Origin of the sequence: Paracidovorax wautersii (assembly GCF_031453675.1) — a bacterium.
Classification (GTDB): Bacteria; Pseudomonadota; Gammaproteobacteria; order Burkholderiales; family Burkholderiaceae_C; genus Paracidovorax.
The window spans coordinates 2,471,921-2,497,898 of record NZ_JAVIZX010000001.1; the positions used below are offsets into that span (position 1 = coordinate 2,471,921).

Sequence of the window (25,978 nt, forward strand, 5' to 3'; positions counted from 1 at the left end):
CATGGCCGAGAAATCCAACAACATCCTGCTGAAGGTCTCCGGGCTGAAGGTGGCCTACGGCGGCATCCAGGCCGTCAAGGGCGTGGACTTCGACGTGCGCGAGGGCGAACTGGTCTCGCTGATCGGCTCCAACGGCGCCGGCAAGACCACCACCATGAAGGCCATCACCGGCACGCTGCCCTTCGCCGACGGCGACATCGAGTACCTGGGCGAGAGCATCAAGGGCAAGGGTGCGTGGGACCTGGTCAAGAAGGGCCTGGTCATGGTGCCGGAAGGCCGCGGCGTGTTCGCGCGGATGACCATCACCGAGAACCTGCTGATGGGCGCCTACATCCGCAACGACAAGGCCGGCATCGCGGCCGATGTCGAGAAGATGTTCACCATCTTCCCGCGCCTGCGCGAACGCAAGGACCAGCTGGCCGGCACCATGTCCGGCGGCGAGCAGCAGATGCTGGCGATGGGCCGCGCGCTGATGAGCCAGCCCAAGGTGCTGCTGCTGGACGAGCCCTCCATGGGCCTGTCGCCCATCATGGTGGACAAGATCTTCGAGGTGGTGCGTGATGTGTACGCCCTGGGCGTGACCATCGTGCTGGTGGAGCAGAACGCCAGCCGTGCGCTGGCGATCGCTGACCGCGGCTACGTGATGGAATCCGGCCTGATCAGCATGACCGGCGCCGGTCAGGATCTCCTGAGCGACCCGCGCGTGCGCGCCGCCTACCTGGGCGAGTGAGAGACGCGGCTGCGGCGGTTACCGCAGTCTGCCGCCCCCGAAAAGCACCGCATCGCGGTGCTTTTTTCATGCCGCGGAATGTTGAGTTTTGCTTCATTTTTGATAGCTATGCGCGCTTGCTGGAATTGCGCTAGAGTCCGATTCCATTCAAACCCCGCGGCAACGCCTTCCGGCCATGTTGAACACGCTCCAATCCCTGCCTATTTCCCTGCAGACCATCCTGTTGCTGGTGGCCAGCAACATCTTCATGACCTTCGCCTGGTACGGGCACCTGAAGAACCTGGCGACTTCGCCCTGGTATGTGGCGGCGCTGGTGAGCTGGGGCATCGCTCTGTTCGAGTACCTGCTGCAGGTGCCGGCCAACCGGATCGGCCACACCCAGTTCTCGGTGGGGCAGCTGAAGATCATGCAGGAAGTGATCACGCTGACCGTGTTCGTCCCCTTTGCCGTCTGGTACATGGGCGAGCCCCTGAAATGGGACTACCTGTGGGCCGGGCTGTGCATGGTGGGCGCGGTGTATTTCATCTTCCGCAGCGCCTGAAGCAGGAGGACCCTGCCATCCGCACAGCAAAAAGCCCCTCGTGAGGGGCTTTTTGCATTCTGGCGCCCGGTGCGCCGGTGAGCGGAACCGGCTCCGGCGCGGCAGGCCGCTCAGAACCGGTACTGCACGCCGATCGAAGTCATGTCCACATCGGACTTGCCGTCCGCGAAGTGGAAGCGGTGGCGCTCCCATTCCAGCACGGCCGCCCATTGCGGGTTGAACGCCCAGCGCACGCCAGCGCCGTAGGAGAGGCCGAAACCATCGTCCTTGCCCGTGGTCACGCCGAAACCGCTGTTGCCGCTGGTACGGGTGCGGCCGTAGGTCGTACCGATCTTGCCGAACACATCGAACTGCTCGTTCAGGGGCGCGCGGCCCACCAGACTCAGATTCAGGCCCTGCGCCTTGGTGCTGCCGCCGATGCGTTCGGACTTGCCCATGTTGATGTAGCCCAGTTCCATGCCGAGGTAGGGATTGAAATAGCCGCCGCTGTAGACCTTCCAGGCGGTGTCGCTGTCGTCGAACCCGAATCCGCCGGTGCCGCTGCGGATGTCGTACTCGGACTGGCCGCCGCTCAGGCCCACGTAGCCTTGCTGGGTGCCGGGAAGGTAGGACCGGTTGGTCAGGCCGGTGCCGGACGTCTGGGCCTGGGCCGCAGCCGCTGCGCAGGCGAGAGCGAGGAGGCAGGGGATAACGCGAAGAGAGGCTTTCATGGGAGTGTCCTTGTCCAGGTGGCGGGGCAAATGCTGAGGCGTCCGGGCGGCGGGACCAGGAGTCGGGGAGAGGCCTGTGTCCCGAGGCGGCGCCGCAGTCTGAGACACCAATCTAAGAAACGTCCCGGGCGCCTCCTGTGGGCGCTCGGGGCGCATGGCCGTAGGCGGGGGCCGACAGGAGGGCGCCATCCGGCGTGGCCAAGACGGCCCTCAGGCCGGGCGGCGCGCCCGGTTAAACTCGCGCCTTTCGCAGAAATGTCACGCAAATGTCATCGCTGCGTCATGTCATCGTTCGCGTAGGTTCGTTCAGGAGTCCGCATGTTCTTTGGAAAGCTGTTGCCCCGCGAGGGCAATTTTTTCGAGATGTTCAACCAGCATGCGGACCGCATCGTCGAGGCTGCCAGGGCCTTCTCGCACCTGGTCGCCAACTACAACGACCCGCATCTGCGTGACAAGTACAACCAGGACGTCGACAACGCCGAACGCGCCGCTGACCGCGTGACCCACGAGGTCAACCGCACCCTGCACAAGACCTTCATCACGCCCATCGACCGCGAACAGATCCATTCGCTGATCAACACCATGGACGATGTGGCCGACCTGATCCAGGATTCGGCAGAGACCATGGCGCTGTACGACGTGCGGCACATGACCGACGAGATCACCCGCCTGACCGACCTGAGCGTGAAGTGCTGCGAGCGCGTGCGCGACGCCGTCAAGCTGCTCGACAAGATCGCCGACCCGGCCGTGGCCGAGGCCGCGCTCAAGACCTGCGAGGAAATCGACCGTCTGGAAGGCGATGCCGACCGCGTGCTGCGCTCGGCCATGAGCAAGCTGTTCCGCGAAGAGGTGGATGTGCGCGAACTCATCAAGCTCAAGGCGATCTACGAGCTGCTGGAAACCGTCACCGACAAATGCGAGGACGTGGCCAACCACATCGAGGGCATCATCCTCGAGAACTCCTGACGCGGCGGCGGGTTCGTCCTCACCATGGAAACCGTACAAACCGCCCTGTGGGTCGTGATCCTGCTCGTCGCGCTGGCGATCCTGTTCGACTTCATGAACGGGTTCCACGACGCGGCCAACTCCATCGCCACCGTCGTCTCCACCGGCGTGCTCAAGCCCACGCAGGCCGTGGTATTCGCGGCCTTCTTCAACTTCATCGCCATCTTCGTTTTCCACCTGAGCGTGGCGGCGACCATCGGCAAGGGCATCGTGCAGCCCGGCGTGGTGGACACGCATGTGATCTTCGGCGCCCTGGTGGGGGCCATCACCTGGAACGTCATCACCTGGTACTACGGCATTCCGAGCAGCTCGTCGCACGCGCTGATCGGCGGCATCGTGGGCGCGGTGATCGCCAAGGCCGGCGCGGGTGCGCTGGTGTCCTCGGGCATCCTGAAGACCGTGGCCTTCATCTTTGTGTCGCCGCTGCTCGGCTTCCTGCTGGGCTCGCTGATGATGGTGGGGGTGGCCTGGATGTTCCGCCGCGCGCGCCCGAGCAAGGTGGACAAGTGGTTCCGCCGGCTGCAGCTGGTTTCGGCCGGCGCCTACAGCCTGGGCCATGGCGGCAACGATGCGCAAAAGACCATCGGCATCATCTGGCTGCTGCTGATCGCCACCGGCTACGCCTCGGCCACCGACAGCGCACCGCCCACCTGGACCATCATCGCCTGCTACGCCGCCATCGGCCTGGGGACGATGTTCGGCGGCTGGCGCATCGTCAAGACGATGGGCCAGAAGATCACCAAGCTCAAGCCCGTCGGCGGCTTCTGCGCCGAGACGGGCGGGGCGATGACGCTGTTCCTGGCCACGGCGCTGGGCATCCCGGTCTCGACCACCCACACCATCACCGGCGCCATCGTCGGCGTGGGCTCGACGCAGCGCGCGAGTGCGGTGCGCTGGGGCGTGGCGGGCAACATCGTCTGGGCGTGGATCCTGACCATCCCGGCCAGCGCCTTCGTGGCGGCGATCGCGTACTGGGTGAGCCTGCAGTTGTATTGATTGGAAGGGGCCACCCCCTGGGCGGCTGCGCCGCTCCGAGCCGCCGACAGAGGCGGTAGCCCTTCGTGCCCGTCCCAGCCTGTGCTTGCAGGTTTGGCCGCGGTGCTCAGCCCCTTCTCTCATCGCTGCGCGATGGGAAGGGGGACGCCGCCCTCGCGGCGAGCGTCCCTTGCTCGGCGGCTACCCGCCAGTGGCCAAGCAGCTTGCTGAGATAGACGCTCTGTTTTTTATAGCTGCTAGCGCTTGTCCTGTAAGCGCTAGAGGCCGATTTCATTGTGAAATCTTGCGTGCTTCCTCGATCTGGTATTCGAAGTAGCGCTGGAAGCTGAAGGCCAGGCTGGCCATGAGAACAGCGGTGCCGATCAGCAGCGACAGGCCGATGGCGAAGATGGTGAACCAGTTCGTGCGGCCGGGTGCCGCCTCGGGTTCCGCTGCAGGGTTGAAGCGCGCATTCCACTTCTCCGGCGTCATCAATCCGTAGACGATGGCGCGCAGCGCGCATCCCGCGATGGTGAAGCCCAGCAGGGGAATGAGCAGCCAGCTGGCGTGGTCGTCCTGGCCCAGCGCCTGGACGCGCTGGATGCCGTAGACCCCCAGCGCCGTGGGAATGGGCAGCAGCCAGCCCAGCCAGTCGCCCAGGCCGTGCAGATAGAAGCGGTGCAGTCCCAGCGGTCCGCCGACGAAGGCCAGCCAGGCGGCGAGGGTTTTGTTCTTGGTCGTCATGGCAGGCGGCCGCAGGGTGACAGGCTTATTCGGGCGCGGTGGTGTCGCCCGCGCCCAGCGTCTTTTCCATGAGCACGATGTCGCGCCAGGCGCCGAACTTCCAGCCCACCGAGCGCATCACGCCGATTTCGGTGAAGCCCGCGGAGCGGTGAACGCCGATGGAGCCGGCGTTGGCCGAGTCGCCGATCACGGCCAGCAGCTTGCGTACACCGGCCTGTTCCGCCGCCTCGCTCAGGGCCGCCAGCAGCTTGCGCCCCACGCCCAGGCCGCGGGCCGCGTCCGCGACGTAGATCGAGTCCTCGGCCGAAAAGCGGTAGGCAGGGCGGGGCTTGAACCAGTTGCAGTAGGCGAAACCCAGGATCTCGCCATCCTTTTCCGCCACGATGTAGGGCAGCTTGCGCCCCAGGACATCGGCACGCCGGCCGGCCATGTCGGCTTCGCTCGGGGGATCGATTTCGAAAGTGCCCGTTCCGTTCAGGACGTGGTGTGCATAGATGGCGGTGAGTGCCGGAATATCTTCGTCGCGGCTGGGGCGGATGGTGGGCATTTGCAGGAAATGGATATAATCGCGGACTTTGCAGCGTGTCGCTGGCCGGGTGGCCATGTCGCGTGTCTCAAACGCAGCAAGAAAACCTGCAGCATCTGCTGCGACCACCCGAAGGATTCATTATGGTCGTTATTCGACTCTCCCGCGGCGGCTCCAAGGGCCGTCCGTTCTTCAACATCGTCGTTGCCGACAAGCGCGTGCGCCGCGACGGCCGCTTCATCGAGCGTCTGGGTTTCTACAACCCCACCGCCAAGGAAGGCGAAGAAGGCCTGCGCATCGCCCAGGACCGTCTGACGTATTGGGTGGGCGTGGGCGCGCAGTCGTCCCCCACCGTGGATCGTCTGATCAAGCAGGCTGCCAAGAAGGCTGCCTGATCGATCCGCTGTTCCGGACAGGGGCGGGTTCCGTTGGCGTGCTGACGGACCCCGCCTTTTTTCATTCCCGCTTCCTTCGTGCATCCGCCCATGCCCACCTTGCCCGTTCTAGAGCCTGCTGAACTGCCCGCTGATGCGGTGGAGGTCGGTCGCATCGCCGACGCGTGGGGCGTCAAGGGCTGGTTCAAGGTGCTGCCCTACAGCACCGCGCCGGAAGCGCTGTTTTCTTCCAAGCGCTGGTACCTGCTGCCATCGGAAAAGGGCGCCAAGAGCTTCTTCGCCGGCCCGGTGCTGCTGGCCGTGCGCCAGGCGCGCGAGCATTCGGATTCGGTGGTCGCCTCCGCCCAAGGGGTGGACGACCGCGATGCGGCCGAGGCCCTGAAAGGCGCGCGCGTGTTCGTGCCGCGCTCCAGCTTTCCCACGGCGGCCGAAGACGAGTACTACTGGGTCGACCTCATCGGCCTGGCGGTGGTCAACCGCGAGGGCGTGGCCCTGGGCGCGGTGCGCGAACTCCTCGCGACCGGCCCGCAGACCACCTTGGTCCTGGCCTACGAACAGGACGGCAAGGCGGCAGAGCGCCTGATTCCCTTCGTGTCCGCCTTTGTCGACAAGGTGGATCTGGCCGAGCGTCGCATCACCGTCGACTGGCAGCCCGACTACTGAGCGCCTGCCCGCCCGTCCGTTCGCTGCTTCTGCCTGTCTGCCTCCCTGCCCGCATGCGTTTCGACGTCATCACCCTGTTTCCTGAGCTGTTCGCACCGTTTCTGAGCAGCGGTGTCACGCGCCGCGCCTACGCCTCGGGGCAGGTGCAGGTCGTGCTGTGGAATCCGCGCGATTACGCCGACGGCAACTACCGCCGCGTGGACGACCGTCCGTTTGGCGGTGGCCCCGGCATGGTCATGATGGCGGAGCCGCTGGCCCGGTGCCTGTCCGCCATCCGTGCCGAGCGTGCGGATGCCCCCGGGCAGGAGGCACCGCTGGTGCTGTTCTCGCCCATCGGCCGCACGCTGGACCATGCCGGTGTGACGGGCTGGGCGGAGGGCGCCGGCGCCATCCTGCTGTGTGGCCGCTACGAGGGCATCGACCAGCGCTTCATCGACGCGCATGTCACGCACCAGCTCAGCCTGGGTGACTTTGTGCTGTCCGGCGGCGAGATTCCCGCCATGGCGCTGATCGACGCGGTGGCGCGGCTGCAGCCCGGTGTCCTGAACGACGAGGGCAGCCACCAGCTGGACAGCTTCAACCCGGCGCTTGACGGGCTGCTGGACTGTCCGCACTACACCCGCCCGGAAGCGTGGGAGGGGCGCGCCGTGCCGGCCGCTCTGCTGTCAGGCCACCACGCGCAGATCGAGCGCTGGCGCCGTGACGAGCGCCTTGCGCTCACCGCGCGCCACCGCCCCGAATTGATCGACGCCGCCCGAGCGCGGGGGCGCCTGAGCAAGGCCGACGAGGTGGTTGTCGCCAAAATCCGCAGCTTGCTATAATGGCGGGCTTTCGATCCTCTGGCCGGCCGCTGAGCCGTTTGTGAGCCCAGCCTGTGGGCGCCCCTTTGAGGGCCCCTAGCCAATCCTGGCGCGGACATGATCGTGGGATGCAAAATGAATCTGATCCAAATCCTTGAGCAGGAAGAAATCGCCCGCTTGAACAAGACCATTCCCGAATTCGCCCCTGGTGACACCGTCATCGTGAGCGTTAACGTGGTGGAAGGTACCCGCAAGCGCGTGCAGGCTTACGAAGGCGTGGTGATTGCCAAGCGCAATCGCGGCCTGAACAGCGGCTTCACCGTGCGCAAGATCTCCAGCGGCGAAGGTGTGGAACGTACGTTCCAAACCTACAGCCCCCTGATCGCCAGCATCGAAGTCAAGCGCCGTGGCGATGTGCGCCGCGCCAAGCTGTACTACCTGCGTGACCGCAGCGGCAAGTCGGCCCGTATCAAGGAAAAGCTGCCCTCGCGCGTCAAGGCGCCTGCAGCCGCCGCCTGATAGGTCGCACTGCCAGCCTCTGGCTCCCAAGCCGCTACAGCGTAAGCTCGTAGCGGCTTTTTCATTGATGGAGTTGCATCGCCTGTGACCACCACCGTCCCTCCTGCCTCCACGCCCGTGCCGGCCGGAATGCCGCCGCTGTCGAAGATCCCCGATTTCGATCCGCGCCATGCGCCGGTCGTCGGCGTGGATACGCAGCTGCCGCCCGTTCCGGCCGCCGCGCAGACGCCCGCCGCCCTGCGCCAGCGCTTTGCCAAGCCACCCGTGTGGGAGCCTGAGGTGTTGCGGGAGGCACGGTTCGCCCAGCGGGCGCCGGCCGATGCCGCGGTGCTGGTGCCCATCGTCCTGCGCGACCGGCCCACCGTGCTGCTGACCGAGCGCACCACGCACCTCTCGACCCATTCGGGCCAGGTGGCGTTCCCGGGTGGCAAGACCGATCCCGAGGATGCAGGGCCGGCTGACACCGCCCTGCGCGAGGCGTGGGAAGAGGTCGGGCTCGAAGCCCGCAGCGTCGAGGTGCTGGGTACGCTGCCGGTGTATGTCACGGGCACGTCGTTCATGGTCACGCCGGTGGTGGCTCTGGTGCAGCCGGACAGCGCGCTGCGGCCGAATCCCTATGAGGTGGCAGACGTCTTCGAGGTGCCGCTCGACTTTCTGCTCGACCCGGCCAACCACCGGCGCCACGCGATGGAATGGCAGGGACACCGGCGCGAGTGGTTTTCCATGCCTTTCCAGGAAAGCGGGCCGGACGGCAAGACGCGCTTCATCTGGGGCGCCACGGCCGGCATGCTGCGCAACTTTTATCGGTTCATGATGGCCTGACCCGAACGGGTCCGGGTTTCCCGCCCGGCGGGGCCCGAGTGCTTTCGGTGGGCCATCGGCAGCGCGCCGATGCGCCACAGGCCGTGGAGACATCGTGAGGCGGCTGGGTCATCGCTCCCGCTGCGGGTACGGCCGTTGCAGGTGTAACAAGCCCCAGTATCATTGGCCCATGAGTTTCTTCGCCATCCTGTTCGCGTTGCTCATCGAGCAGGCCCGCCCGCTGGCACGCACCAACCCCATCCATGGGGGCGTGCGGGCCTGGGCGCTGTCCGTGAACCGCAATTTCGACGCCGGCAAGCCGCACCACGGCTGGGTGGCCTGGGCGCTTGCCGTGCTGGTGCCTGCATTGGCCGCGCTGGCGGTGCACTGGCTGCTGCTGACGGCGGTCGGCTGGCCTCTAGCCATGTTGTGGAACGTGGCAGTTCTCTATGTCACGCTGGGTTTCCGGCAGTTCAGCCACCACTTCACGGCGATCCGCGACGCGCTGGAGGAAGCGGACGAGGACCGGGCCCGCACCGTCCTGGCGCAATGGCAGCAGGTGGACGTGGGCGAGTTGCCGCGCAGCGAGATCGTGCGCCATGTGGTCGAGTACTCCGTCATCGCGGCGCACCGCCACGTGTTTGGCGTGCTGGCCTGGTTCTCCATCCTGGCGGCGCTCGGCCTGGGCCCCACCGGGGCCGTGCTGTACCGCTTGGCCGAATTCGTGTCGCGCCACTGGAGCGCCCGCAGCGCCGTGCTCAGCGCCCATCCGCCCAGCCAGGCGCTGCAGCGCGCGGCCCGGCAGGCCTGGACCGTCATCGACTGGCTCCCGGCCCGCTTGACGGCCCTGAGCTTCGCGGTGGTCGGCAGCTTTGAGGAAGCCATCGAAGGCTGGCGCTTCCATGTCCAGCACTTTCCCAACGACAACGACGGCGTGGTGCTGGCGGCCACGGCCGGCGCCATCAACGTGCGCCTGGGCGGCAACGTGCTGCGGCCCCGCGCCGAGGAGGCGGCCGTGCCCCAGGTCTTCGACGGGGGGCTGGACGAGGGCGACGGTGGCAGCACCATGGGACGCATGCCCGAGGTCGGGCACCTGCGCAGCGTCGTGGGCCTGGTATGGCGCTCGGTCGTCGTCTGGATGCTGCTGCTGGCGTTGCTCACGCTGGCGCGATTGTTGGGTTGAGCGCCGCCGCCCCCTCCGTGTGGCCGTGCAGCCACCTTGCCAGCCGCGGATGCGCTGCGCCGGGACCCCGGCCTTTGCTTGCCCGGGCGCTGTGGTGCGCCGCGTGCGGCCTTGACGTGAGGCCTGTCCGTGCCGATGCCGCCTGAATTGATCCGGGGCGCTGCCCAGCGGTTCTGGGCGCTTGTGCTGATGGAGCACGAGAGCCTGCAGGCGGCCCAGCCTGCAGACCTCGTGCACCGGCTCAATGCCTTGCTGGAGCCGGCCTTGCCGGGTGTCGCCGTCGAGATGGACGGTGCGTCCCCCGCGGGCCCGGCCCGCAGAGGCGCCCGGCTCGTCTTCACGGCCCATGGAGAGGTTCGGCAGTTCGCGGCCGTGCAGGCGCTGGTGGATGCGGCGCCCCAGGGCATCGCATGGCCGGTCCAGGCCTTTCGCCAACGCACGGCGGGTGGTTTCGGGCTCCGCCTGGAGGGCTTTGCGCTGGGTTCGGACGAACTGCTGGTGCGGGTGGGAAGCCTCGATGGTCGCGTGGCGCTGGCGTTGTCGTTCGCCCGGCCTGTGCCGCCCGACCTCCAGGCCCAGGCGCGGCAGATGGCGTTCATCCTGCTCGACCACTTGCTGGGCGAGTTCGATTTCTCGGTGAAAGTGGGTGTGGTGGAGTTCGACGCCGATGGGCTCAGCGACGATGCGGGCTTCGAGCGTTGCCCCGCCACCCCGCTCGACGAGGCCGTGGCGCTCGTGGATGCCTGCTGGCGCGACCGCCTGGGCCGTTCTGCCCATTACCCCGCCGAGCCGCATCGCTGGGCGGCGCTCGAAGGCGCGGCGGCCGACGGCGTGCCCATCCTCGTGCAGGTCAACCGCAGCGCCAATGCCGTGGCGGGGCGGGCCGACCTGGGCTGGCGCATCGAGGCGCGCCTGCCCATCACGGGCAAGCAGGATGTCGAAGCCGCCCAGGCTTTCGAGGAAGCCTGGCTTGCGGCGGCATGCTTGCACCAGCAGGGGCTGTGCAGCCACGTCGTGCTGCGCAGCAGATGGCGTGGCGTGCACTGCTATGTCTCGGATGTGGCCGCTGCCATGCAGGCGGCCCACGCCGCGGCACGGGCGCTGCCGGCGCCCGAGGCGCTGCAGTTGCAGGCCGTGCATGAGCCTGACTGGAGCGACTACCTGTCCTGGTATGTGGAGTGTGCGGACTGAGCGGTCGGCCCGCCCGCGGAGCGCATCACCAGTGCCGGGTTTCGCTCAGTTCTGCAAATAGATTGCTATATATTTGATAGCGATTGGCGCTGATGGTACCTGGGCCAGAGCGTGATTCGCCTTGTAGTCCGTCCACCTGGGCCATTACGGCGCAGCCGGGCTCGTGCAGGTGGGTGCAGTTGTAAAAGCGGCAGTCGCCGGCATGCTGGCCGATGTCGGGCATGTAGCGCGGCAGGTCTGCGGGGGCGATGTGGTGCAGCCCGAACTCCTGAAAGCCGGGCGAGTCGATCAGCGCCGTGGTGCGCGCGTCGTCCACCCAATACCAGGTGGTGGTGGTGGTGGTGTGCTTGCCGGAGTTCAGCGCCTGCGAGATCTCGCCCGTGAGCGCGGAGGCACCGGGCACCAGCAGGTTGATCAGCGTGCTCTTGCCGGAGCCGGACGGGCCCAGCACCAGCGTCTTCTTGCCCTGCAGGTGCTGCATCAGCGCCTGCCGGTCGACCTCGCCCGACTGCGTCAGCGACAGCGGCAGCACGCCGTAATGGTGGCTTTGCGCGCCGTCACCGCCCATGTGCCGGTAAGGCCACAGCCGCTCCCAGGCCCGCGCGAAAGGCTCCACCAGATCGCTCTTGTTCAGCGCGATGAGCGGCGTGATGCGCTCGGCCTCCGCGGCGATCAGCGCGCGGGCCAGCTGGCTTTCGGAGAAGACGGGCTCGGCGGCGATCAGGATCAACACTTGGTCCAGGTTGGCGGCAAACGACTTGGTGCGGATCTCGTCCTGCCGGTAGAACAGGTTGCGCCGCTCCAGCACCTTCTCGATGGTGCCCTCGTCGCCCTGGCCGCCGCCTTGGCCGGCGGCGGGTTGCCACCGCACATGGTCGCCCACGACCGCCTGGCTTTTCTTGCCGCGCGGGTGGCAGATGCGCCGCTGGCCGTCGGGCGTCTCCACCAGGCAGTGCCGGCCGTGGCTGGCCACTACCAGGCCTTCGCTGGCGGTGCTGCTGCTACTGCTGCGTTCAGCCATGGCGGCGTTCCTGCTGCGTCATGCCGGCGCCACCAGGCCGTCGAAGCGCCGAGCGCATTCGATGTCGGTGGCCGAGATGCCGTGCACGTCGTGCGTGTTCAGCCGTACCACGCAGCGGTTGTAGTGCACCGACAGGTCGGGGTGGTGGTCCTGCGCGTGGGCGATGAAGGCCACGGCGTTCACGAACGCGATGGTCTCGAAGTAGTTGGCGAAACGGTAGGTCTTCTCGATGGCCACCTCGCTGCCGTCGCCGGACAGCTGCCAGCCCTGCAGGTCGGCCAGTTGCGTGACCACCTCCGTCGGCGTCAGTGCGCGGCGGGTTGCGGTGGACCAGTCTTTCTTCGTCAACATGGAGGTCATGGTGCGGGTACCAGGGGCATGCGCGCCAGCCGCTCGGAGGCCGGCGGGTGCGAGTAATAGAACTTCACGTACACCGGATCGGGCGTCAGCGTGGAGGCGTTGTCTTCATACAGTTTGAGCAGGGCGGCGGCCAGGTCCGCACCGCTCGCCTGCGCCATGGCATAGGCGTCGGCCTCGAACTCGTGGCGGCGCGACAGCTGCGCGAACAGCGGCGAGATGAAGAAGGTGAAGACCGGCACGGCCAGCAGGAACAGCAGCAGCGCCAGGGCATCGTTGGGTGCGGCGCCGGGCACGCCGTCCAGCGACAGGTTCGGCATCACGCCCAGGCCGGTGTAGAACCACCCCTGCGTGGACAGCCAGCCCAGCAGGGCGAAGCCCGCCAAGCTCAGCGCGAACAGGCTGACGATGCGCTTGACGATGTGGCGGTGCTTGAAGTGGCCCAACTCGTGCGCCAGCACGGCCTCCACTTCGCCGGGCGTGAGCTGCTTGAGCAGGGTGTCGTAGAACACCACGCGCTTGGCCGCCCCGAAGCCGGTGAAGTAAGCATTGGCGTGCGCGCTGCGCCGGCTGCCGTCCATCACGAACAGGCCTTTGGCGGCAAAGCCGCAGCGCTGCATCAGTGCGGTGACGCGGGCCTTGAGCGACTCGTCCTCGAGCGGCTGGAACTTGTTGAACAGCGGCGCGATGAACAGCGGGTAAACCACCATCAGGAGCAGGTTGAAGCCCATCCAGGCGCACCACGCCCACAGCCACCACAGCGGGCCGGCTGCGCCCATCAGCCACAGGATCAGCGCGGCGATGGGCAGGCCGATGGCGGCACCCATCAGCGTCGACTTGAGCAGGTCCGCCAGCCACAGCCGCGGCGTCATCTGGTTGAAGCCGAAACGCTGCTCGATCACGAAGGTCTGGTAGAGCGTGCCAGGCAGGTCGATCAATCCGCTGATGAGTGCAAAGGCGCCCAGCAGTGCGAGTTGCTGCACCATGCCGCCACCCAGAGCCGAGAGCAAGGCCTGGTTGAGCGCATCCAGGCCGCCCAGCAGCGTCCAGCCCAGCAGCACGGCCGCGCCGATGGCGGCGTCCAGCAGGCCGAAGCGGGCCTTGGCGATCGTGTAGCCGGCGGCCTTCTGGTGCGCGGCCAGTGGAATGCGGCCGGCGAACGGCGCGGGCACCGCATCGCGGTGGCGGGCTACGTGCCGGATCTGGCGCGACGCCAGCCACAGGCGCAGGGCCAGCCCCGCCAGCAGGAAGGCGGCGAACACGGCGGTCAGCAGGAACGAGGGCGAGAGCAGCGGAGAGGGCAGGGCGGCGTGGGGCATGTGCGCTGGAGTGTAGGGCTTTGGTGCGGGCCCGCGGCGCCTCGGGGTATGGCGGTATGGTCGGGCGCGGCACCGGCTTCGGCGACAATGCCGGCCATGTCCGAGACCGCTGCTGCTGCCCCCACCCCCGTGCTTCCCAAGTCCGATCAGAACCTGGTCTGGCTCGACTGCGAAATGACCGGGCTGAACCCGGAAACCGACCGCCTGCTGGAGATCGCCGTTGTGGTCACCGGTCCGAATCTGGAGCCGCGTGTCGAGGGCCCGGTGTTCGCCATCCACCAATCGGACGCCTTGCTCAACGGCATGGATGCCTGGAACAAGGGCACGCACGGCCGCAGCGGCCTCATCGACAAGGTGAAGGCTTCCACCATCACCGAGGAAGAGGCGCAGCGGCAGATCATCGAGTTCCTGTCGCGCTATGTGCCCAAGGGCACGGCGCCCATGTGCGGCAACAGCATCGGTCAGGACCGGCGCTTCCTGGTGCGCTACATGCCCAAGCTCGAAGCGTTCTTCCACTACCGCAACCTGGACGTGAGCACGCTCAAGGAACTGGCCAAGCGCTGGAAGCCCGAGGCCTATACCTCGTTCAAGAAGGCCCAGCGGCACACGGCCCTGGCCGACGTGCACGAGTCCATCGACGAACTGGCGCACTACCGCACCCACCTGCTGTCGCTCTGAGCCGCGCGCCACGCAGGTGGCGATTGCGGGAAAACCCGAATCGTGCGACAATCGCCGGCTTGCGTGAATGATCCGTTCACGCAGTTTGCACATCTCCCTTCACACACCGGGCCTGCGGACAGCCGAGGCGCTTCATTTCAGAAGCTCCCGCTGGTCTCCGCGCTAATGCCTACCTGCCCAGCCCAAGCTGGTGCCGGTTTCGTTTGATGGTTGATGTTTTTTAACCATTGACGAAGCCTCCGCAGGCCACGCCTGCGGCCGTCTTCGTGTGAGAAAAAATAGTTATGACCGACACTTTGCAAGTGCAGGGCGAATTCGCGCCTGCAGAATCTTCTTTGGCTGTTGAAAACGCAGCCGCGCCCGCCGTGGAGCTGGCCGAGGGCGCCGAGACCGCCGCCGAAGCCGCCGCGCCTGTGGAGGCCGCCGTGCCCAACGGTTTCGTGCAGCTGGGCCTGGCGCCCGAGCTGGTGCAGGCCGTGGCCGATCTGGGCTACACCCAGCCCACCTCCGTGCAGGAGCGCGCCATTCCCCTGGCCATGGGTTCGGGCGGCGAGTCCAGCCAGTTCATCGACCTGATGGTGTCCAGCCAGACCGGCAGCGGCAAGACCGCGGCCTTCCTGCTGCCCGTGCTGCACACGCTGATCCGCCAGCAGGCGGAGGCCGACGCGGCTGCCCGCGCCGAGTTCGACCGCGCCGCGGCCGAAGCCGCAGCCCGCGGCGAACCCGCTCCCAAGCGCAACAAGCGCAAGGACCCCACGAACCCCCGCAACTTCAAGGCCGCCACGCCGGGCGCGCTGATCCTGTGCCCCACGCGGGAGCTGGCACAGCAGGTGGCGCACGATGCCATCGAGCTGGTCAAGCATTGCCGTGGCCTGCGCGTGGCCAACGTGGTCGGTGGCATTCCCTACCAGCTGCAGATCGCCAAGCTGCAGAACGCCAACCTCGTCGTGGCCACGCCGGGCCGCCTGCTGGACCTGCAACGCTCGATGCAGATCAAGCTCGACCAAGTGCAGTTCCTGGTGGTCGACGAAGCCGACCGCATGCTCGACCTGGGCTTCTCCGACGATCTGGCCGAGATCAACCAGCTGACCGCACAGCGCCAGCAGACCATGATGTTCAGCGCCACCTTTGCGCCGCGCATTCAGCAGCTCGCCATGCGCGTGATGCACGACAACGGCGCCTCGGTGAAGAAGATCCAGGTCGACTCGCCGCAAGAAAAGCACGCCAACATCAAGCAGGTGCTGTTCTGGGCCGACAACGCCCAGCACAAGCGCAAGCTGCTGGACCACTGGCTGCGCGACACCACGATCAACCAGGCCATCGTCTTCGCCTCAACCCAGGTGGAATGCGACGGTCTGGCCAATGACCTGCAGCAGGACGGTTTCAGCGCCGTGGCGCTGCATGGCGCCCTGAGCCAGGGCCTGCGCAACCGCCGCCTGATGGCGCTGCGCCAGGGCCAGGTGCAGGTGCTGGTGGCGACCGACGTGGCCGCCCGCGGCATCGACGTGCCCACCATCACGCACGTGTTCAACTACGGCCTGCCCATGAAGGCCGAGGACTACACCCACCGCATCGGCCGTACGGGCCGTGCCGGCCGCGATGGCCTGGCCGTCACGTTTGCGGAGTTCCGCGACCGCCGCCGTATCTTCGACATCGAAGGTTACAGCCGCCAGCAGTTCAAGTCGGAAGTGATTCCTGGGCTGGAGCCACAGCAGCGCGCCCCGCAGGGTGGACGCCAGGACTTCGGTGGTGGCCGTGGCGGCCCTCGCCGCAATGAGGGCGGTGGTGGCGGCTTTGGCCGCGATCGCAAGCCGGCCGGTGGCTATGCCAACCGCTCGGGCTTCAACGACCGCGGCGGCTTCGGCGGCGGTGACCGGGGTGGCTTCGGCGGCGGTGATCGCCGGAGCGACCGTCCCTCCTTCGGAGACCGTGCCGGCTTTGGTGGTGGCGGTGCAGACCGCGCCCCTTTCGGCGGCGACCGTCCTTCCTTCGGTGACCGTGACCGCGGTGGCTTCGGTGGTGACCGTGGCGCCCCGCGTGGCGCACCCGCCGGCCGTGACGAGCGGGGTTTCGGTCCGCGTCGCGATGCCGATGGCTACGGCCGCAAGCCGGGCTTTGGCGACGCGCCCCGGGGCGGCTTCGCTGGCCGCGACGAGCGCGCTCCGCGTGGGGATTTCGCACCGCGCAAGCCTGCTTTCTCCAAGCCGGCAGCGCCGGGCGGCAAGCCCTTCACGCCGCACGACGCGCGCAAGCGTCCTGCACGTCCCGCCCGCTGAGCGCAGCGGCGGCGCCAGACCCTTCGGTCTGGCATGCCCAGAAAGCCAGCCCATGGGGCTGGCTTTTTTCATGGCGCTGCCCGAGGGGGCGGGGCGTGGCGCCAGCGGCGCCGCGACAGCCCGGGGCTTTTTCGCGGCGTTGCAAGGCCCTCCGGCGCCCGGCAGGGATGGCCAAGGCAATAATCGACCGGACAGGGGAGGGCGCGCCGTGGCGCAGCGTCCGGATCCCCGCGTGAATCAAAACGTGGGCGGAAACGGTGGGCCAAGGCCGGGTTTTCGCGTTGGAGGTTTTCGGGATGTCCTCTTCGTTGTCTTCGGATGCCGATTTCGAACACATGTTCGAGATCGCTCCGGTCTCCTTGTGGCTGGAGGATTTCAGCGATCTCAAGCGCCTGCTGGACGGCTGGCGCGCGTCTGGCGTGCAGGATGTGGCGGCCCACGTGCGCAGCCACCCGGAGTGCATGCAGCAGTACGGTGCGGCCATCAAGGTGCTGAAGGTCAACCAGCGCACGCTGGATCTCTTTGCCGCGCCCGACCAGGCGACGCTGGTGGCGTCGCTGGGCACGGTGTTCCGCGGCGACATGCATGCGCAGGCCATTGCAGAGCTGCTGCAGCTGTGGTCCGGGGCGCTGGAATTCTCCAACCAGACGGTGAACTACACGCTGGACGGGCGCCGGCTGGACGTGCAGATCCGCGGGCGCATCCTGCCGGGCCACGAGCACGACTGGAGCCGCGTGCTCATTTCCCTGGAGGACAACACGGCGCAGGTGCGTTCGCGCAGTCAGCTGCTGCAGAGCGAGCAGTATGCGCGGGGGCTGTTCGAGTTCTCGCCGGTGTCGCTGTGGGTCGAGGACTTCAGCGCCGTCAAGCTGCTGCTGGACGAGGTGCGCTCGCAGGGTATCCGCGACTTCAAGACCTTTCTGAAGGTGCATCCGGAGTTCGTGGACCGCTGCATGCACGAGATCCGCGTCATCGACGTGAACCAGCAGACGTTGTCGATGTTCGGGGCGGACAGCAAGGAGACGCTGCTGAACAACATCGGCAAGGTGTTCCGCGGCGAGATGCATGACTCGTTCGCCGAACAGCTGCTGGACCTGTGGGACGGCAAGCTGGTGCAGCAGCGTGAGGTCGTCAACTACAGCCTGTCCGGAGAGGCCGTCCACATCCACATGCAGTTTGCGGTGATGGACGAACACCGGCACGACTGGCGCATGGTGCTGCTGTCTCTGGTGGACATCACGGCGCGCAAGAAGGCCGAGGCCTACCTGGAATACCTGGGCAAGCACGACGTGCTCACGCAGTTGCGCAACCGCGCGTTCTATGTCGAGGAGCTCAACCGCCTCACCCGCAAGGGGCCGTGGCCCGTGTCGGTGGTGGTGATCGACATGAACGGGCTGAAGTCGATCAACGACGAAGCGGGCCACGCGGCGGGCGACGCGATGCTGCGGCGCGTGGGCGAGGTGCTGGCCAAGGCGGTCGATGCGCCGGCATGCGCGGCCCGGATCGGCGGGGACGAGTTCACGGTGGTGATGCCGGCCACCGACGAACGCGGCGCCCACAACATGATGGACCGCATCCTCTCTCTGCTGGAACTCAACAACCAGTTCTACCCCGGCCAGCCGTTGAGTCTTTCCATGGGCATGGCCTGCGCGGCGTCCGGCGAACAGATCGAGGCCGCCGTGGTCCGGGCCGACCAGGCCATGTACGCGGAGAAGGTACGCTACTACCAGTCCCGCGGCATAGACCGGCGCCAGCAGGGCGCCTGACCTCGGCCTGGTGCCTGCCGGCCGCGGCGCTAGCCTTGCGTGGTGGTGCGGCCGATGTCCGGCCAGCGGTGGTGCAGGTAGATCCAGGCCACCAGGCCGATGCACATCATCGCCAGCGAGGCGCAGGCCAGCAGCCGGGTGGAGTGCATCACCAGGGGAACGACCACGCCGGCCACTAGGCCGTTGGCCGTGGAGCCGACGAAGGCCTGCAGCGACGAAGCCATGCCGCGGCGCTCGGGGTACAGGTCCAGCACCAGCAGCGTCACCACCGGCACCATCAGCGCCCAGCCGAAGGAGAAGATGGCGATCGGAAACAGCGCCCACGACACGTGCGGCGTGAACAGCAGGTTGGCTGCCAGGTTCAGGACCGACATGGTGAACATGATGAGAAAGCCGTGCCGGATCTGCCGCTTGGGGGCGATGCGGCCCGCCAGCCGGCCGCTGAGCCAGGCACCGCCTATGATCCCGGAAATCGTCAGGATGAAGAGCCAGAAGAAATTCGAGGGCGACAGTCCCAGGTGTTCGCCCAGGAAGGCGGGCGCCGCCAGCACGTAGAGGAACATGCCGTTGAAGGGCACGCCGCTGGCCAGCGCCAGCAGCAGGAAGCGCGGGCTCGATCCCAGCTGCCAGTAGCCCTGCAGCAGGTGGCGGGCCTGGAAGGGCTGGCGGTGCTCGGCGTGCAGCGTTTCGGGTAGCAGGCGGAAGTTGGCCACGAACAGCAGCACGCCCACGCCGGTCAGGAACCAGAACACGCTGTGCCAGCCCAGGTGCACGAACAGCCAGCCGCCCACGATGGGCGCGATGGCCGGCGCCACGCCGAAGTAGATCGTCACCTGGCTCATGACCTGCTGGGCCTGGGCCGGCGGGAACATGTCGCGGATGACCGCGCGCGACACCACGATGCCCGCGCCCGCCGACAGCCCCTGCAGCGCCCGGAAGAACACCAGCTGCCCGATGCTGTTGGACAGCGCGCAGCCGGCCGAGGCGAGCGTGAATACCGCGATGCCCCACAGCACCACCGGGCGCCGGCCGAAGCTGTCCGACAGCGCCCCGTGGAACAGCGTCATGAAGGCGAAGCCGAACAGGTAGGCCGACAGCGTCTGCTGCATCTCCACCGGCGTCGCGCCCAGCGCGGCGGCAATGCCCGAGAAGGCCGGCAGGTAGGTGTCGATCGAGAACGGCCCGACCATGCCCAGTACGGCCAGCAGGACAGCGAGGGCCCAGCGCGGTGCGCGCCAGAGGTTGTGGGCGTCAGGATTCATCAGGGGACGGGGCCGTGCGGGCCGGCTTGGAGGCTTGGAAGGGGCCGCTGCATTATCCGGCAAGCCTGTGCACAGGGGCGGGCGGCCAGGACATGGCAACACCGATCCGGGAATCGCGCGGCCCGCAGCCGGAGATGCCTGCAAGGCGTCTGAGCGCCGCAAGTCCCCTGCCTTGCCAGCGCGGGCGACGCCGCGCGGCGTCGCTCCCGGATTTGTGTGAGTAGGCCCTCGGCGGCTATCCCGCATAATCCGCCGCAGGACGGAGGCAGGGCGTCCGGCACGAGGCCGGCACCCGCACCCGTCCGGTTCGAAGGTGCCCCACCGGCCGCAAGGCCCACGGGGTTCAACGGGAAGCAGGTGCGCACCGGGGCGGCAGGGCCTACCCCACGGGTGCTATTCCTGCGCTGCCCCCGCAACGGTCAGCGGACACAAGGACCCTCCGCGCACGCCCTTCTTTGTGGGGCGGCGCAGCCACTGCGCAGGCCGCCCTGCGTGGGAAGGCGAGGGCCCGGTCGCACCCTCCGGCATCGTGTCGGGCGGTGCGGCGGTCCGTGAGCCCGGATACCGGCCTTCGTACCGCTTCGGACGCTGCGGGAGTGCCTTGGTCCGGTCAGGTCGCTGCGCGCGCGGCGCGGCCCTTTCCTTTCCTCTGTGCACACACGCATGCATGCCGCGGACAGACACGCAGGCGACGCGAGCGCCACCTATGCATTCATGCATGCAAGTCGCACGCGCGCCGGCAGGCACGACACCGGAATGAAGAAAGAAAGGGCCGACACCACCATGCAAACGTCCAAGATTCCCGCCACCATCGTCACCGGCTTCCTGGGCAGCGGCAAGACCACGCTGCTGCGCCACATCCTGGACAACGCCGACGGCCGGCGCATCGCGGTCATCGTCAACGAGTTCGGCGAGCTGGGCATCGACGGCGAGATCCTCAAAGGCTGCGGCATCGGCTGCGACGACGAGGGCAACGAACGCGAAGGCGCTCTGTACGAGCTGGCCAACGGCTGCATGTGCTGCACCGTGCAGGAAGAGTTCTTCCCCGTGATGAAGCAGCTGGCCGAGCGCCGCGACCAGATCGACGCCGTGCTCATCGAGACCAGCGGCCTGGCCCTGCCCAAGCCGCTGGTGCAGGCCTTCCAGTGGCCGGAGATCGCCAACGTCTTCACCGTGGATGCCGTGGTCACCGTGGTGGACACGCCCGCCGCCGCCAGCGGCCAGTTCGCGGCCAACCCCGCGGCCGTGGACGAACTGCGCCGCGCCGATCCCAATCTGGACCACGAATCGCCGCTGCACGAGCTGTTCGAAGACCAGTTGTCGGCCGCCGACCTGGTGGTGCTCAACAAGACCGACCTGGTCGATGCCGCCGCGCTGGCTCAGGTGCAGGCGCTGGTGCGCGAGGAGATTCCGGCATCGGTGAAGGTGGTGCAGTCCGAACAGGGCCGCCTGCCGCTGGACGTGCTGCTGGGCCTGTCGAAGGCGGCCGAGGCCACCATCGACCAGCGCGTGAGCCACCACGACCATGACGAGGACCATGACCACGACGAGTTCGACGCCCACGTGATCGACCTGCCGGCCGTGGACCAGGCCCGCCTGCTGGCGGCGCTGCAGAAACTGGTGGCCGAGCAGACCATCCTGCGGGTGAAGGGTTTCGCGGAGATTCCGGGCAAGCCGATGCGCTGGCTGCTGCAGGGCGTGGGCCGGCGGTTCGACCACCACTTCGACCGCGCCTGGCGCGAGGGCGAGGCGCGGGGGACGCGGTTGGTGTTCATCGGGCAGGAGCTGGATGAGGGGGCGTTGCGGGCGGGGTTGGAGGGGGTGGGGGCTTGAATCTTTGAAATTGAAATTGGGTTTGGCGCTTATGTGGTGTGCGCTGGCAGCTATCGTTTTTGACAGGTGCTGTGGGGTTGTTTCCCGGTGCCGGGTCTCGGCCCGGCGGCCGAGGTTCTTTTCTTTGCTTCGCCAAAGAAAAGAACCCAAAAGAAAGGCGTCCCTGCTGCCCGTGTCCCCTTCGCTGCGCTACGGGGCAGCCTGCGATGCTCGCGCAGGCAGGGCCGCCGTGGAACTCACTGCGCTGCAGAGCAGCTCCGTTCGGACAGCCACGGCGAGTCAGTTCACGAGGCATGCGCGCTCCGACGCGCATGCGCCCTGCCTGCGCTCCGCTTCTCGGCACGGGCAGAAGGGAACCCGAACGCCCCACACGGGCCATCGCTGCGCTCGGCCCGGCAGTGGGAGGCCGAGCGCAGTGTTGGCCCGTGTGGACTCCCAACGCCCTTCTGTATGCGCCGAGGAGCACAGGGCGCGGGGCGGGCGGGTGTGCCGCAGGACACACCCGCTTCGTGATCTGACTCGCCGTGGCTGTCCGAGCGGAGCGCGCCAGCGCGCAGCGAGTTCCACGGCGCCGCCCCGTGACCGAGCACCGCAGGTTGCCCTGTTCGCCGCAGGCGAGCGGGGACGCAGACAGCAGGGTCGCCCTTTCTTTGCTTACTTTCTTTCGGCGAAGCGAAAGAAAGTGAGTGCGCCGCCGGGCGCATACCCCGGCCCCGGAAAGCAAACTTCCCAGAAAATCAAAAATGATAGCTGTATGCGCTTGTCCCATAAGCGCTAGACCCCAAAAACACTCCGAATGCACCTCCTCTCCACCCGCCCCGGCGGCTTCGTAGAAGACGACTCCATCGTCACCCGGCTCGACCAGACGCCGGGCGATATCGTCATCCTCAGCTCCGCCGACACCACCCTCGCCCTGCTCTCCGGCGCGTGCGAGGAGCTGGCGCGCACGGAGGAGGCCGGCTTTCCCTCCGTGCGCCTGGTCAACCTGCAGTACCTGCGCCAGCCCGCCTCGCTCGACCTCTACATCGACGAGGTACTGCAGCACGCCCGCGTGGTGATCGTGGACCACCTCGGCTCCGAATCCGTCTGGCCCTACGGCTTTCAGCAGATCGGTGCACTGGCGCGCAAGAACGGCCAGCGGCTGGCCATGTTCTCGGGCGATCTGCAGGAGGACCTGTCCCTGGTGGAGCGCAGCACGCTCGCGCCCTCGGTCTGCCACCTGCTGTGGCAGTACCTGCGCGCGGGCGGGGCGGCCAATGCGCTGCAGTTCGTGCGGGCCGTGGCCTTCCATGGGCTCGGCCATGGCGGCGCACCGCAGCCGCCGCGCAGCCTGCCGCAGGCCGCCGTGCATGTGCCGGCCGCCTTCGCACCCACCCATGCGGTGCCGGGCATCGACGACCTGCGCGCGGCCTGGGCGCCGGGCGCTCCGGTGGTGGCGCTGGTGTTCTACCGCTCGCACCTCATGGCGGCCAACACCGCCGCATTCGACGCGCTGGCGGTGACGCTGCGCGCCCAGGGCCTCAACCCACTGCCCGTGGCGCTCGATTCGCTCAAGGACCCGTTGTGCCTGGCCACCTTCCAGGCACTGTGCGCCGACCATGCCGTACAGCTGGTGCTCAACACCACGTCCTTCGCCGCGCTGAAGCACGAAGGTGCCGCCCTGGCCGGCGATGCGCCGGTGCTGCAGGTGATCGCCAGCGGCGGCAACCGCGAGGACTGGTGGGCCGACAGCCTGGGCCTGCGCCCGCGCGACATCGCCATGCAGATCGTGCTGCCCGAGATGGACGGCCGCATCGTCACGCGGGCCATCAGCTTCAAGGGCCTGTCGCACCGCAGCGCGGTGACGCAGGCGGACGTGGTGGCCTACCAACCCGAGCCGGACCGCGTCGCCTTCGTGGCCGAGCTGGCACGCCGCTGGTGCCGGCTGCGCAGCCTGCCGGCCGCCGAAAAGCGCCTGGCGCTGGTCCTGGCCAACTACCCGGGCAGCGAAGGGCGCATCGGCAGCGGCGTGGGGCTGGACACGCCGGCCTCGGTGGTCGGCATCCTGCAGCGCCTGCGCGCGGAGGGCTACGCGCTGGGGCCCGACGCCGCGCTGCCGGCCGATGGCGACGCCCTCATGCAGACGCTGCAGCAGGGCATCGCCAACGATCCGCGCCAGTGGCTGCTGCGTCCGGCCTGGCAGAGCTACGCGTTGGCGGACTACCGCGCACGGCTGGCGCAGCTGCCGGCCGGCATGGCCGACGCCATCGCCGCCCGCTGGGGGGCGCCGGAGGACGACCCGGCCGTGCGCCAGGGGCGCTTCATGATCGCCGGGCTGCGGCTGGGCCAGGTGTTCGTCGGCATCCAGCCCGCACGGGCGCTGGCCACGGCCGGGGCGCAGGACTACGCCAGCTACCACGACGCCGAACTGGTGCCGCCGCACAGCTACCTGGCGTTCTACTTCTGGCTGCGCGATGTGTTCGCCATCGACGCCGTCGTGCACGTGGGCAAGCACGGCAACCTCGAATGGCTGCCGGGCAAGAGCCTGGCGCTGTCGCAGGTGTGCTGGCCCGACGCCATCCTGGGCCCGCTGCCGCACCTGTACCCGTTCATCGTCAACGACCCGGGCGAGGGCGCGCAGGCCAAGCGCCGCAGCCAGGCCGTGATCATCGACCACCTGATGCCGCCGCTGACGCGCGCCGAGAACCACGGCCCCATGCAGGACCTGGAGCGGCTGGTGGACGAGTACTACGACGCCTTGCTGGTCGACGCGCGCCGGGCCGGGCTGCTGCGCCGCCAGATCCTGGACGCCGTGCGCCAGCAGCATCTGCTGGAGGAACTGGACCTGTGCGGTCCGACTGCAGGCAAGGGCGGCTGCGCGGCGGATGCAGTGCCGCCGCCGGACGACGATGCCATCCTGGCACGCATCGACGCCTATCTGTGCGAGCTGAAGGAGACGCAGATCCGCGACGGGCTGCACATCTTCGGCGCGTCGCCCACGGGCCGCCAGCGGCGCGACACCTTGCTGGCGCTGGCCCGCTACCCCGCCGGCGACGGCCAGGGGGCGCAGGCGGGTCTGCTGCAAGCCCTGGCGGCCGATCTGCTGCGGGGCACCGGCTTCGATCCGCTGCAGATCGACGATGCTGCCCGGCCCTGGGACGGCCCGCGCCCCGCAGCGCTGCAGGCCGTGAGTGCCGACCCCTGGCGCCACCACGGCGACACGCGCGAGCGGCTGGAGCTGCTCGCCCTGCGGGTGCTGGAATCCGCAGAGGATGCCGCCGGCTGGCCGCAGACGCAGGCCGTGCTGGGCCGCGTGCGGCACACGCTGGCGCCCGCGCTGGACGCCTGCGGCGGCCAGGAACTCACGCAGCTGCTGCGCGGCCTGCGCGGCTGCTTCGTGCCGCCGGGCCCGAGCGGTTCGCCCTCGCGCGGCCGGCCGGATGTGCTCCCCACGGGGCGCAACTTCTACACGCTGGATACGCGCGCCATTCCCACGCGCACGGCGTGGGAGCTGGGCCAGCAATCCGCGCGGCGCCTCGTCGAGCGCTACCTGCAGGAGCACGGCGACTACCCGCGCACGCTGGGCCTGTCGGTCTGGGGCACGGCCACCATGCGCACCGGCGGCGACGACATCGCCCAGGCCTTCGCGCTGATCGGCGTGCGCCCCAAGTGGGCCGCGGGCAGCCAGCGCGTGGTCGATTTCGAGGTCGTTCCGCGCGTGGGGCTGGGGCGCCCGCGCATCGACGTCACGCTGCGCATCTCGGGCTTCTTCCGCGACGCCTTCCCGACCACCGTGCAGATGTTCGACGCCGCCGTGCAGGCCGTCGCCGCGCTGGAGGCCGAGGACGCGCAGGAGAATCCCATCCGTGCGCGCATCCTGCAGGAGACGGAGCTGCTGGAGCAGCAGGGCGTGGCGCCCAGGGCCGCGCGCCGGCAGGCGGGCTTTCGCATCTTCGGCGCGCCGCCGGGGCACTACGGCTCGGGCCTGAACCCGCTCATGCGCAGCGGCACCTGGGAGGGCGATGCCGACCTGGCCCGCGCGTACATGGACTGGAGCGCGCACGCTTACGGGCAGGACGCCGACGGCGAACCCGCTGGCCCGGCGCTCGCCCGCCGCCTGGCCGGCCTGGACGTGGTGGCGCAGAACCAGGACAGCCGCGAGCACGACCTGCTCGACTCCAACGACTACTACCAGTTCCAGGGCGGCATGGCCACAGCCGTGCGCCACCTGGCGGGGCGCCAGCCCGCGCTGTACCACGGCGACCATGCCAACCCGCAGGCGCCGCGCGTGCGCTCGCTCAAGGAAGAGATCGGCCGCGTGGTGCGGGCCCGCGTCACCAACCCCAAGTGGATCGATGGCGCCAAGCGCCACGGCTACAAGGGCGCGTTCGAGATGGCCGCCACGGTGGACTACCTCTTCGGCTTCAGCGCCACCACGCAGCAGGTGAGCGACCACCACTACGCGCTGGTGGCCGACGCCTACGTGCTGGATGCCGAGACACGCGCCTTTGTCGAGCGCCACAACCCCACCGCGCTGCAGGACATGCTGGAGCGCCTGATCGAAGCCATGCAGCGTGGCCTGTGGCAGGCACCGGGCGGCTACCGCCAGGCGCTGGAAGACCTGCTGCTGGACCACGAACAGCGGCAGGAAGGCGCGTAGCGCGGCGGCGCGAGGGGCCGAGCGATCCTTTGCCGCGGAGCGGG

The 25,978-nt window shown here is 68.2% G+C and carries 22 protein-coding genes, 1 pseudogene and 1 riboswitch; of the genes and pseudogenes, 16 read left to right on the forward strand and 7 right to left on the reverse strand.

Annotation, left to right across the window (positions count from 1 at the left end; all coding sequences use genetic code 11):
- Position 1 precedes the first annotated feature (1 nt).
- Positions 2-730 carry an ABC transporter ATP-binding protein gene (locus tag QE399_RS11170; RefSeq protein ID WP_309828768.1) on the forward strand — a complete coding sequence of 243 codons (729 nt, stop codon included), beginning with the start codon at positions 2-4 and terminating at the stop codon, positions 728-730.
- Positions 731-851: 121 nt separating this feature from the next.
- A pseudogene (locus tag QE399_RS11175) lies at positions 852-1,271 on the forward strand (DMT family protein); the annotation flags it as partial.
- Between the two features lie 110 nt (positions 1,272-1,381).
- On the opposite strand, the gene QE399_RS11180 reads toward QE399_RS11175, so the two are convergent.
- Complete coding sequence (locus QE399_RS11180; protein ID WP_309828770.1) at positions 1,382-1,981, reverse strand: outer membrane beta-barrel protein; 600 nt, start codon at positions 1,979-1,981, stop codon at positions 1,382-1,384.
- A 318-nt stretch (positions 1,982-2,299) separates the two neighbouring features.
- On the opposite strand from QE399_RS11180, the gene QE399_RS11185 reads away from it, so the two are divergent.
- Both QE399_RS11185 and QE399_RS11190 read left to right on the forward strand, forming a co-directional pair.
- Entirely contained in the window at positions 2,300-2,947 is a 648-nt protein-coding gene (locus QE399_RS11185) for a DUF47 domain-containing protein (RefSeq protein WP_309828772.1), read from the forward strand.
- Positions 2,948-2,971: 24 nt separating this feature from the next.
- Positions 2,972-3,982, forward strand: coding sequence for an inorganic phosphate transporter (locus QE399_RS11190; RefSeq protein WP_309828773.1), 1,011 nt, complete (start codon positions 2,972-2,974; stop codon positions 3,980-3,982).
- Between the two features lie 270 nt (positions 3,983-4,252).
- Here the strand turns inward: QE399_RS11190 and QE399_RS11195 are convergent, their stop codons facing one another.
- Both QE399_RS11195 and QE399_RS11200 read right to left on the reverse strand, forming a co-directional pair.
- A complete protein-coding gene (locus tag QE399_RS11195; RefSeq protein WP_309828775.1) occupies positions 4,253-4,705 on the reverse strand; it encodes an NINE protein in 453 nt (150 codons plus the stop codon).
- Positions 4,706-4,730: 25 nt separating this feature from the next.
- Positions 4,731-5,252, reverse strand: coding sequence for a GNAT family N-acetyltransferase (locus QE399_RS11200; RefSeq protein WP_309828777.1), 522 nt, complete (start codon positions 5,250-5,252; stop codon positions 4,731-4,733).
- A 122-nt stretch (positions 5,253-5,374) separates the two neighbouring features.
- Here QE399_RS11200 and rpsP point away from each other — a divergent pair, with 122 nt between their 5' ends.
- The 7 genes from rpsP to QE399_RS11235 all read left to right on the forward strand — a co-directional run bounded on the left by rpsP (position 5,375) and on the right by QE399_RS11235 (position 10,783).
- Complete coding sequence (gene rpsP, locus QE399_RS11205; protein ID WP_309828779.1) at positions 5,375-5,626, forward strand: 30S ribosomal protein S16; 252 nt, start codon at positions 5,375-5,377, stop codon at positions 5,624-5,626.
- A 90-nt stretch (positions 5,627-5,716) separates the two neighbouring features.
- Positions 5,717-6,289 (forward strand): ribosome maturation factor RimM, encoded by a 573-nt coding sequence (rimM, locus tag QE399_RS11210; RefSeq protein ID WP_309828781.1) that lies wholly within the window; start codon positions 5,717-5,719, stop codon positions 6,287-6,289.
- Between the two features lie 53 nt (positions 6,290-6,342).
- Positions 6,343-7,110 (forward strand): tRNA (guanosine(37)-N1)-methyltransferase TrmD, encoded by a 768-nt coding sequence (trmD, locus tag QE399_RS11215; protein ID WP_309828783.1) that lies wholly within the window; start codon positions 6,343-6,345, stop codon positions 7,108-7,110.
- Positions 7,111-7,224: 114 nt separating this feature from the next.
- Positions 7,225-7,608 carry a 50S ribosomal protein L19 gene (gene rplS / locus QE399_RS11220; RefSeq protein WP_309828785.1) on the forward strand — a complete coding sequence of 128 codons (384 nt, stop codon included), beginning with the start codon at positions 7,225-7,227 and terminating at the stop codon, positions 7,606-7,608.
- Positions 7,609-7,737: 129 nt separating this feature from the next.
- A complete protein-coding gene (locus tag QE399_RS11225) occupies positions 7,738-8,430 on the forward strand; it encodes a CoA pyrophosphatase (RefSeq protein ID WP_309832036.1) in 693 nt (230 codons plus the stop codon).
- Positions 8,431-8,599: 169 nt separating this feature from the next.
- Positions 8,600-9,592, forward strand: coding sequence for a CobD/CbiB family protein (locus QE399_RS11230; protein WP_309828787.1), 993 nt, complete (start codon positions 8,600-8,602; stop codon positions 9,590-9,592).
- A 135-nt stretch (positions 9,593-9,727) separates the two neighbouring features.
- Positions 9,728-10,783 carry a hypothetical protein gene (locus QE399_RS11235; protein WP_309828789.1) on the forward strand — a complete coding sequence of 352 codons (1,056 nt, stop codon included), beginning with the start codon at positions 9,728-9,730 and terminating at the stop codon, positions 10,781-10,783.
- A 25-nt stretch (positions 10,784-10,808) separates the two neighbouring features.
- Here QE399_RS11235 and rsgA read toward each other — a convergent pair whose 3' ends face one another.
- The 3 genes from rsgA to QE399_RS11250 are packed head-to-tail and all read right to left on the reverse strand — an operon-like array spanning position 10,809 to position 13,480.
- Positions 10,809-11,804: a ribosome small subunit-dependent GTPase A gene (gene rsgA / locus QE399_RS11240; protein ID WP_309828791.1), complete on the reverse strand. Its 996-nt coding sequence runs from the start codon at positions 11,802-11,804 to the stop codon at positions 10,809-10,811.
- Positions 11,805-11,822: 18 nt separating this feature from the next.
- Positions 11,823-12,164, reverse strand: a complete 342-nt coding sequence (locus QE399_RS11245) for a 4a-hydroxytetrahydrobiopterin dehydratase (protein WP_309828793.1) — start codon at positions 12,162-12,164, stop codon at positions 11,823-11,825.
- A complete protein-coding gene (locus QE399_RS11250) occupies positions 12,161-13,480 on the reverse strand; it encodes a M48 family metallopeptidase (RefSeq protein WP_309828795.1) in 1,320 nt (439 codons plus the stop codon). Before QE399_RS11250 ends, QE399_RS11245 begins: the two co-directional genes overlap by 4 nt.
- A gap of 96 nt (positions 13,481-13,576) precedes the next feature.
- Between QE399_RS11250 and orn the strand changes: the two genes are divergently transcribed.
- The 3 genes from orn (at position 13,577) to QE399_RS11265 (ending at position 18,200) form a co-directional block, all read left to right on the forward strand.
- A complete protein-coding gene (gene orn / locus QE399_RS11255) occupies positions 13,577-14,158 on the forward strand; it encodes an oligoribonuclease (RefSeq protein WP_309828797.1) in 582 nt (193 codons plus the stop codon).
- 284 nt (positions 14,159-14,442) lie between these two features.
- Complete coding sequence (locus tag QE399_RS11260) at positions 14,443-16,434, forward strand: DEAD/DEAH box helicase (RefSeq protein WP_309828799.1); 1,992 nt, start codon at positions 14,443-14,445, stop codon at positions 16,432-16,434.
- A gap of 296 nt (positions 16,435-16,730) precedes the next feature.
- Positions 16,731-18,200 carry a sensor domain-containing diguanylate cyclase gene (locus tag QE399_RS11265; RefSeq protein ID WP_309828801.1) on the forward strand — a complete coding sequence of 490 codons (1,470 nt, stop codon included), beginning with the start codon at positions 16,731-16,733 and terminating at the stop codon, positions 18,198-18,200.
- Positions 18,201-18,229: 29 nt separating this feature from the next.
- On the opposite strand, the gene QE399_RS11270 is transcribed toward QE399_RS11265, so the two are convergent.
- The gene (locus QE399_RS11270; RefSeq protein WP_309828803.1) at positions 18,230-19,462 is read right to left on the reverse strand and encodes a multidrug effflux MFS transporter; all 1,233 of its coding nucleotides are present in this window, start codon (positions 19,460-19,462) and stop codon (positions 18,230-18,232) included.
- Positions 19,463-19,756: 294 nt separating this feature from the next.
- Positions 19,757-20,049, forward strand: a riboswitch (cobalamin riboswitch).
- A 196-nt stretch (positions 20,050-20,245) separates the two neighbouring features.
- Between QE399_RS11270 and cobW the strand changes: the two genes are divergently transcribed.
- Together cobW and cobN are read left to right on the forward strand one after the other, a co-directional pair.
- Positions 20,246-21,295, forward strand: coding sequence for a cobalamin biosynthesis protein CobW (cobW, locus tag QE399_RS11275; protein ID WP_309828805.1), 1,050 nt, complete (start codon positions 20,246-20,248; stop codon positions 21,293-21,295).
- Between the two features lie 796 nt (positions 21,296-22,091).
- The gene (gene cobN / locus QE399_RS11280; protein ID WP_309828806.1) at positions 22,092-25,934 is read left to right on the forward strand and encodes a cobaltochelatase subunit CobN; all 3,843 of its coding nucleotides are present in this window, start codon (positions 22,092-22,094) and stop codon (positions 25,932-25,934) included.
- The last annotated feature ends 44 nt before the right edge of the window (positions 25,935-25,978 follow it).

Excerpts from the sequence above, each read along its gene's own strand:
- QE399_RS11230 (WP_309828787.1), top strand. The coding sequence starts at position 8,600 with ATGAGTTTCTTCGCCATCCTGTTCGCGTTGCTCATCGAGCAGGCCCGC.
- trmD (WP_309828783.1), top strand. The coding sequence starts at position 6,343 with ATGCGTTTCGACGTCATCACCCTGTTTCCTGAGCTGTTCGCACCGTTT.
- rsgA (WP_309828791.1), bottom strand. The coding sequence starts at position 11,804 with ATGGCTGAACGCAGCAGTAGCAGCAGCACCGCCAGCGAAGGCCTGGTA.
- rimM (WP_309828781.1), top strand. The coding sequence starts at position 5,717 with ATGCCCACCTTGCCCGTTCTAGAGCCTGCTGAACTGCCCGCTGATGCG.
- QE399_RS11225 (WP_309832036.1), top strand. The coding sequence starts at position 7,738 with ATGCCGCCGCTGTCGAAGATCCCCGATTTCGATCCGCGCCATGCGCCG.
- QE399_RS11180 (WP_309828770.1), bottom strand. The coding sequence starts at position 1,981 with ATGAAAGCCTCTCTTCGCGTTATCCCCTGCCTCCTCGCTCTCGCCTGC.
- cobN (WP_309828806.1), top strand. The coding sequence starts at position 22,092 with ATGCACCTCCTCTCCACCCGCCCCGGCGGCTTCGTAGAAGACGACTCC.
- QE399_RS11270 (WP_309828803.1), bottom strand. The coding sequence starts at position 19,462 with ATGAATCCTGACGCCCACAACCTCTGGCGCGCACCGCGCTGGGCCCTC.
- cobW (WP_309828805.1), top strand. The coding sequence starts at position 20,246 with ATGCAAACGTCCAAGATTCCCGCCACCATCGTCACCGGCTTCCTGGGC.
- orn (WP_309828797.1), top strand. The coding sequence starts at position 13,577 with ATGTCCGAGACCGCTGCTGCTGCCCCCACCCCCGTGCTTCCCAAGTCC.
- QE399_RS11195 (WP_309828775.1), bottom strand. The coding sequence starts at position 4,705 with ATGACGACCAAGAACAAAACCCTCGCCGCCTGGCTGGCCTTCGTCGGC.
- QE399_RS11190 (WP_309828773.1), top strand. The coding sequence starts at position 2,972 with ATGGAAACCGTACAAACCGCCCTGTGGGTCGTGATCCTGCTCGTCGCG.
- rpsP (WP_309828779.1), top strand. The coding sequence starts at position 5,375 with ATGGTCGTTATTCGACTCTCCCGCGGCGGCTCCAAGGGCCGTCCGTTC.
- rplS (WP_309828785.1), top strand. The coding sequence starts at position 7,225 with ATGAATCTGATCCAAATCCTTGAGCAGGAAGAAATCGCCCGCTTGAAC.
- QE399_RS11265 (WP_309828801.1), top strand. The coding sequence starts at position 16,731 with ATGTCCTCTTCGTTGTCTTCGGATGCCGATTTCGAACACATGTTCGAG.
- QE399_RS11170 (WP_309828768.1), top strand. The coding sequence starts at position 2 with ATGGCCGAGAAATCCAACAACATCCTGCTGAAGGTCTCCGGGCTGAAG.
- QE399_RS11245 (WP_309828793.1), bottom strand. The coding sequence starts at position 12,164 with ATGACCTCCATGTTGACGAAGAAAGACTGGTCCACCGCAACCCGCCGC.
- QE399_RS11200 (WP_309828777.1), bottom strand. The coding sequence starts at position 5,252 with ATGCCCACCATCCGCCCCAGCCGCGACGAAGATATTCCGGCACTCACC.
- QE399_RS11260 (WP_309828799.1), top strand. The coding sequence starts at position 14,443 with ATGACCGACACTTTGCAAGTGCAGGGCGAATTCGCGCCTGCAGAATCT.
- QE399_RS11250 (WP_309828795.1), bottom strand. The coding sequence starts at position 13,480 with ATGCCCCACGCCGCCCTGCCCTCTCCGCTGCTCTCGCCCTCGTTCCTG.
- QE399_RS11185 (WP_309828772.1), top strand. The coding sequence starts at position 2,300 with ATGTTCTTTGGAAAGCTGTTGCCCCGCGAGGGCAATTTTTTCGAGATG.
- QE399_RS11235 (WP_309828789.1), top strand. The coding sequence starts at position 9,728 with ATGCCGCCTGAATTGATCCGGGGCGCTGCCCAGCGGTTCTGGGCGCTT.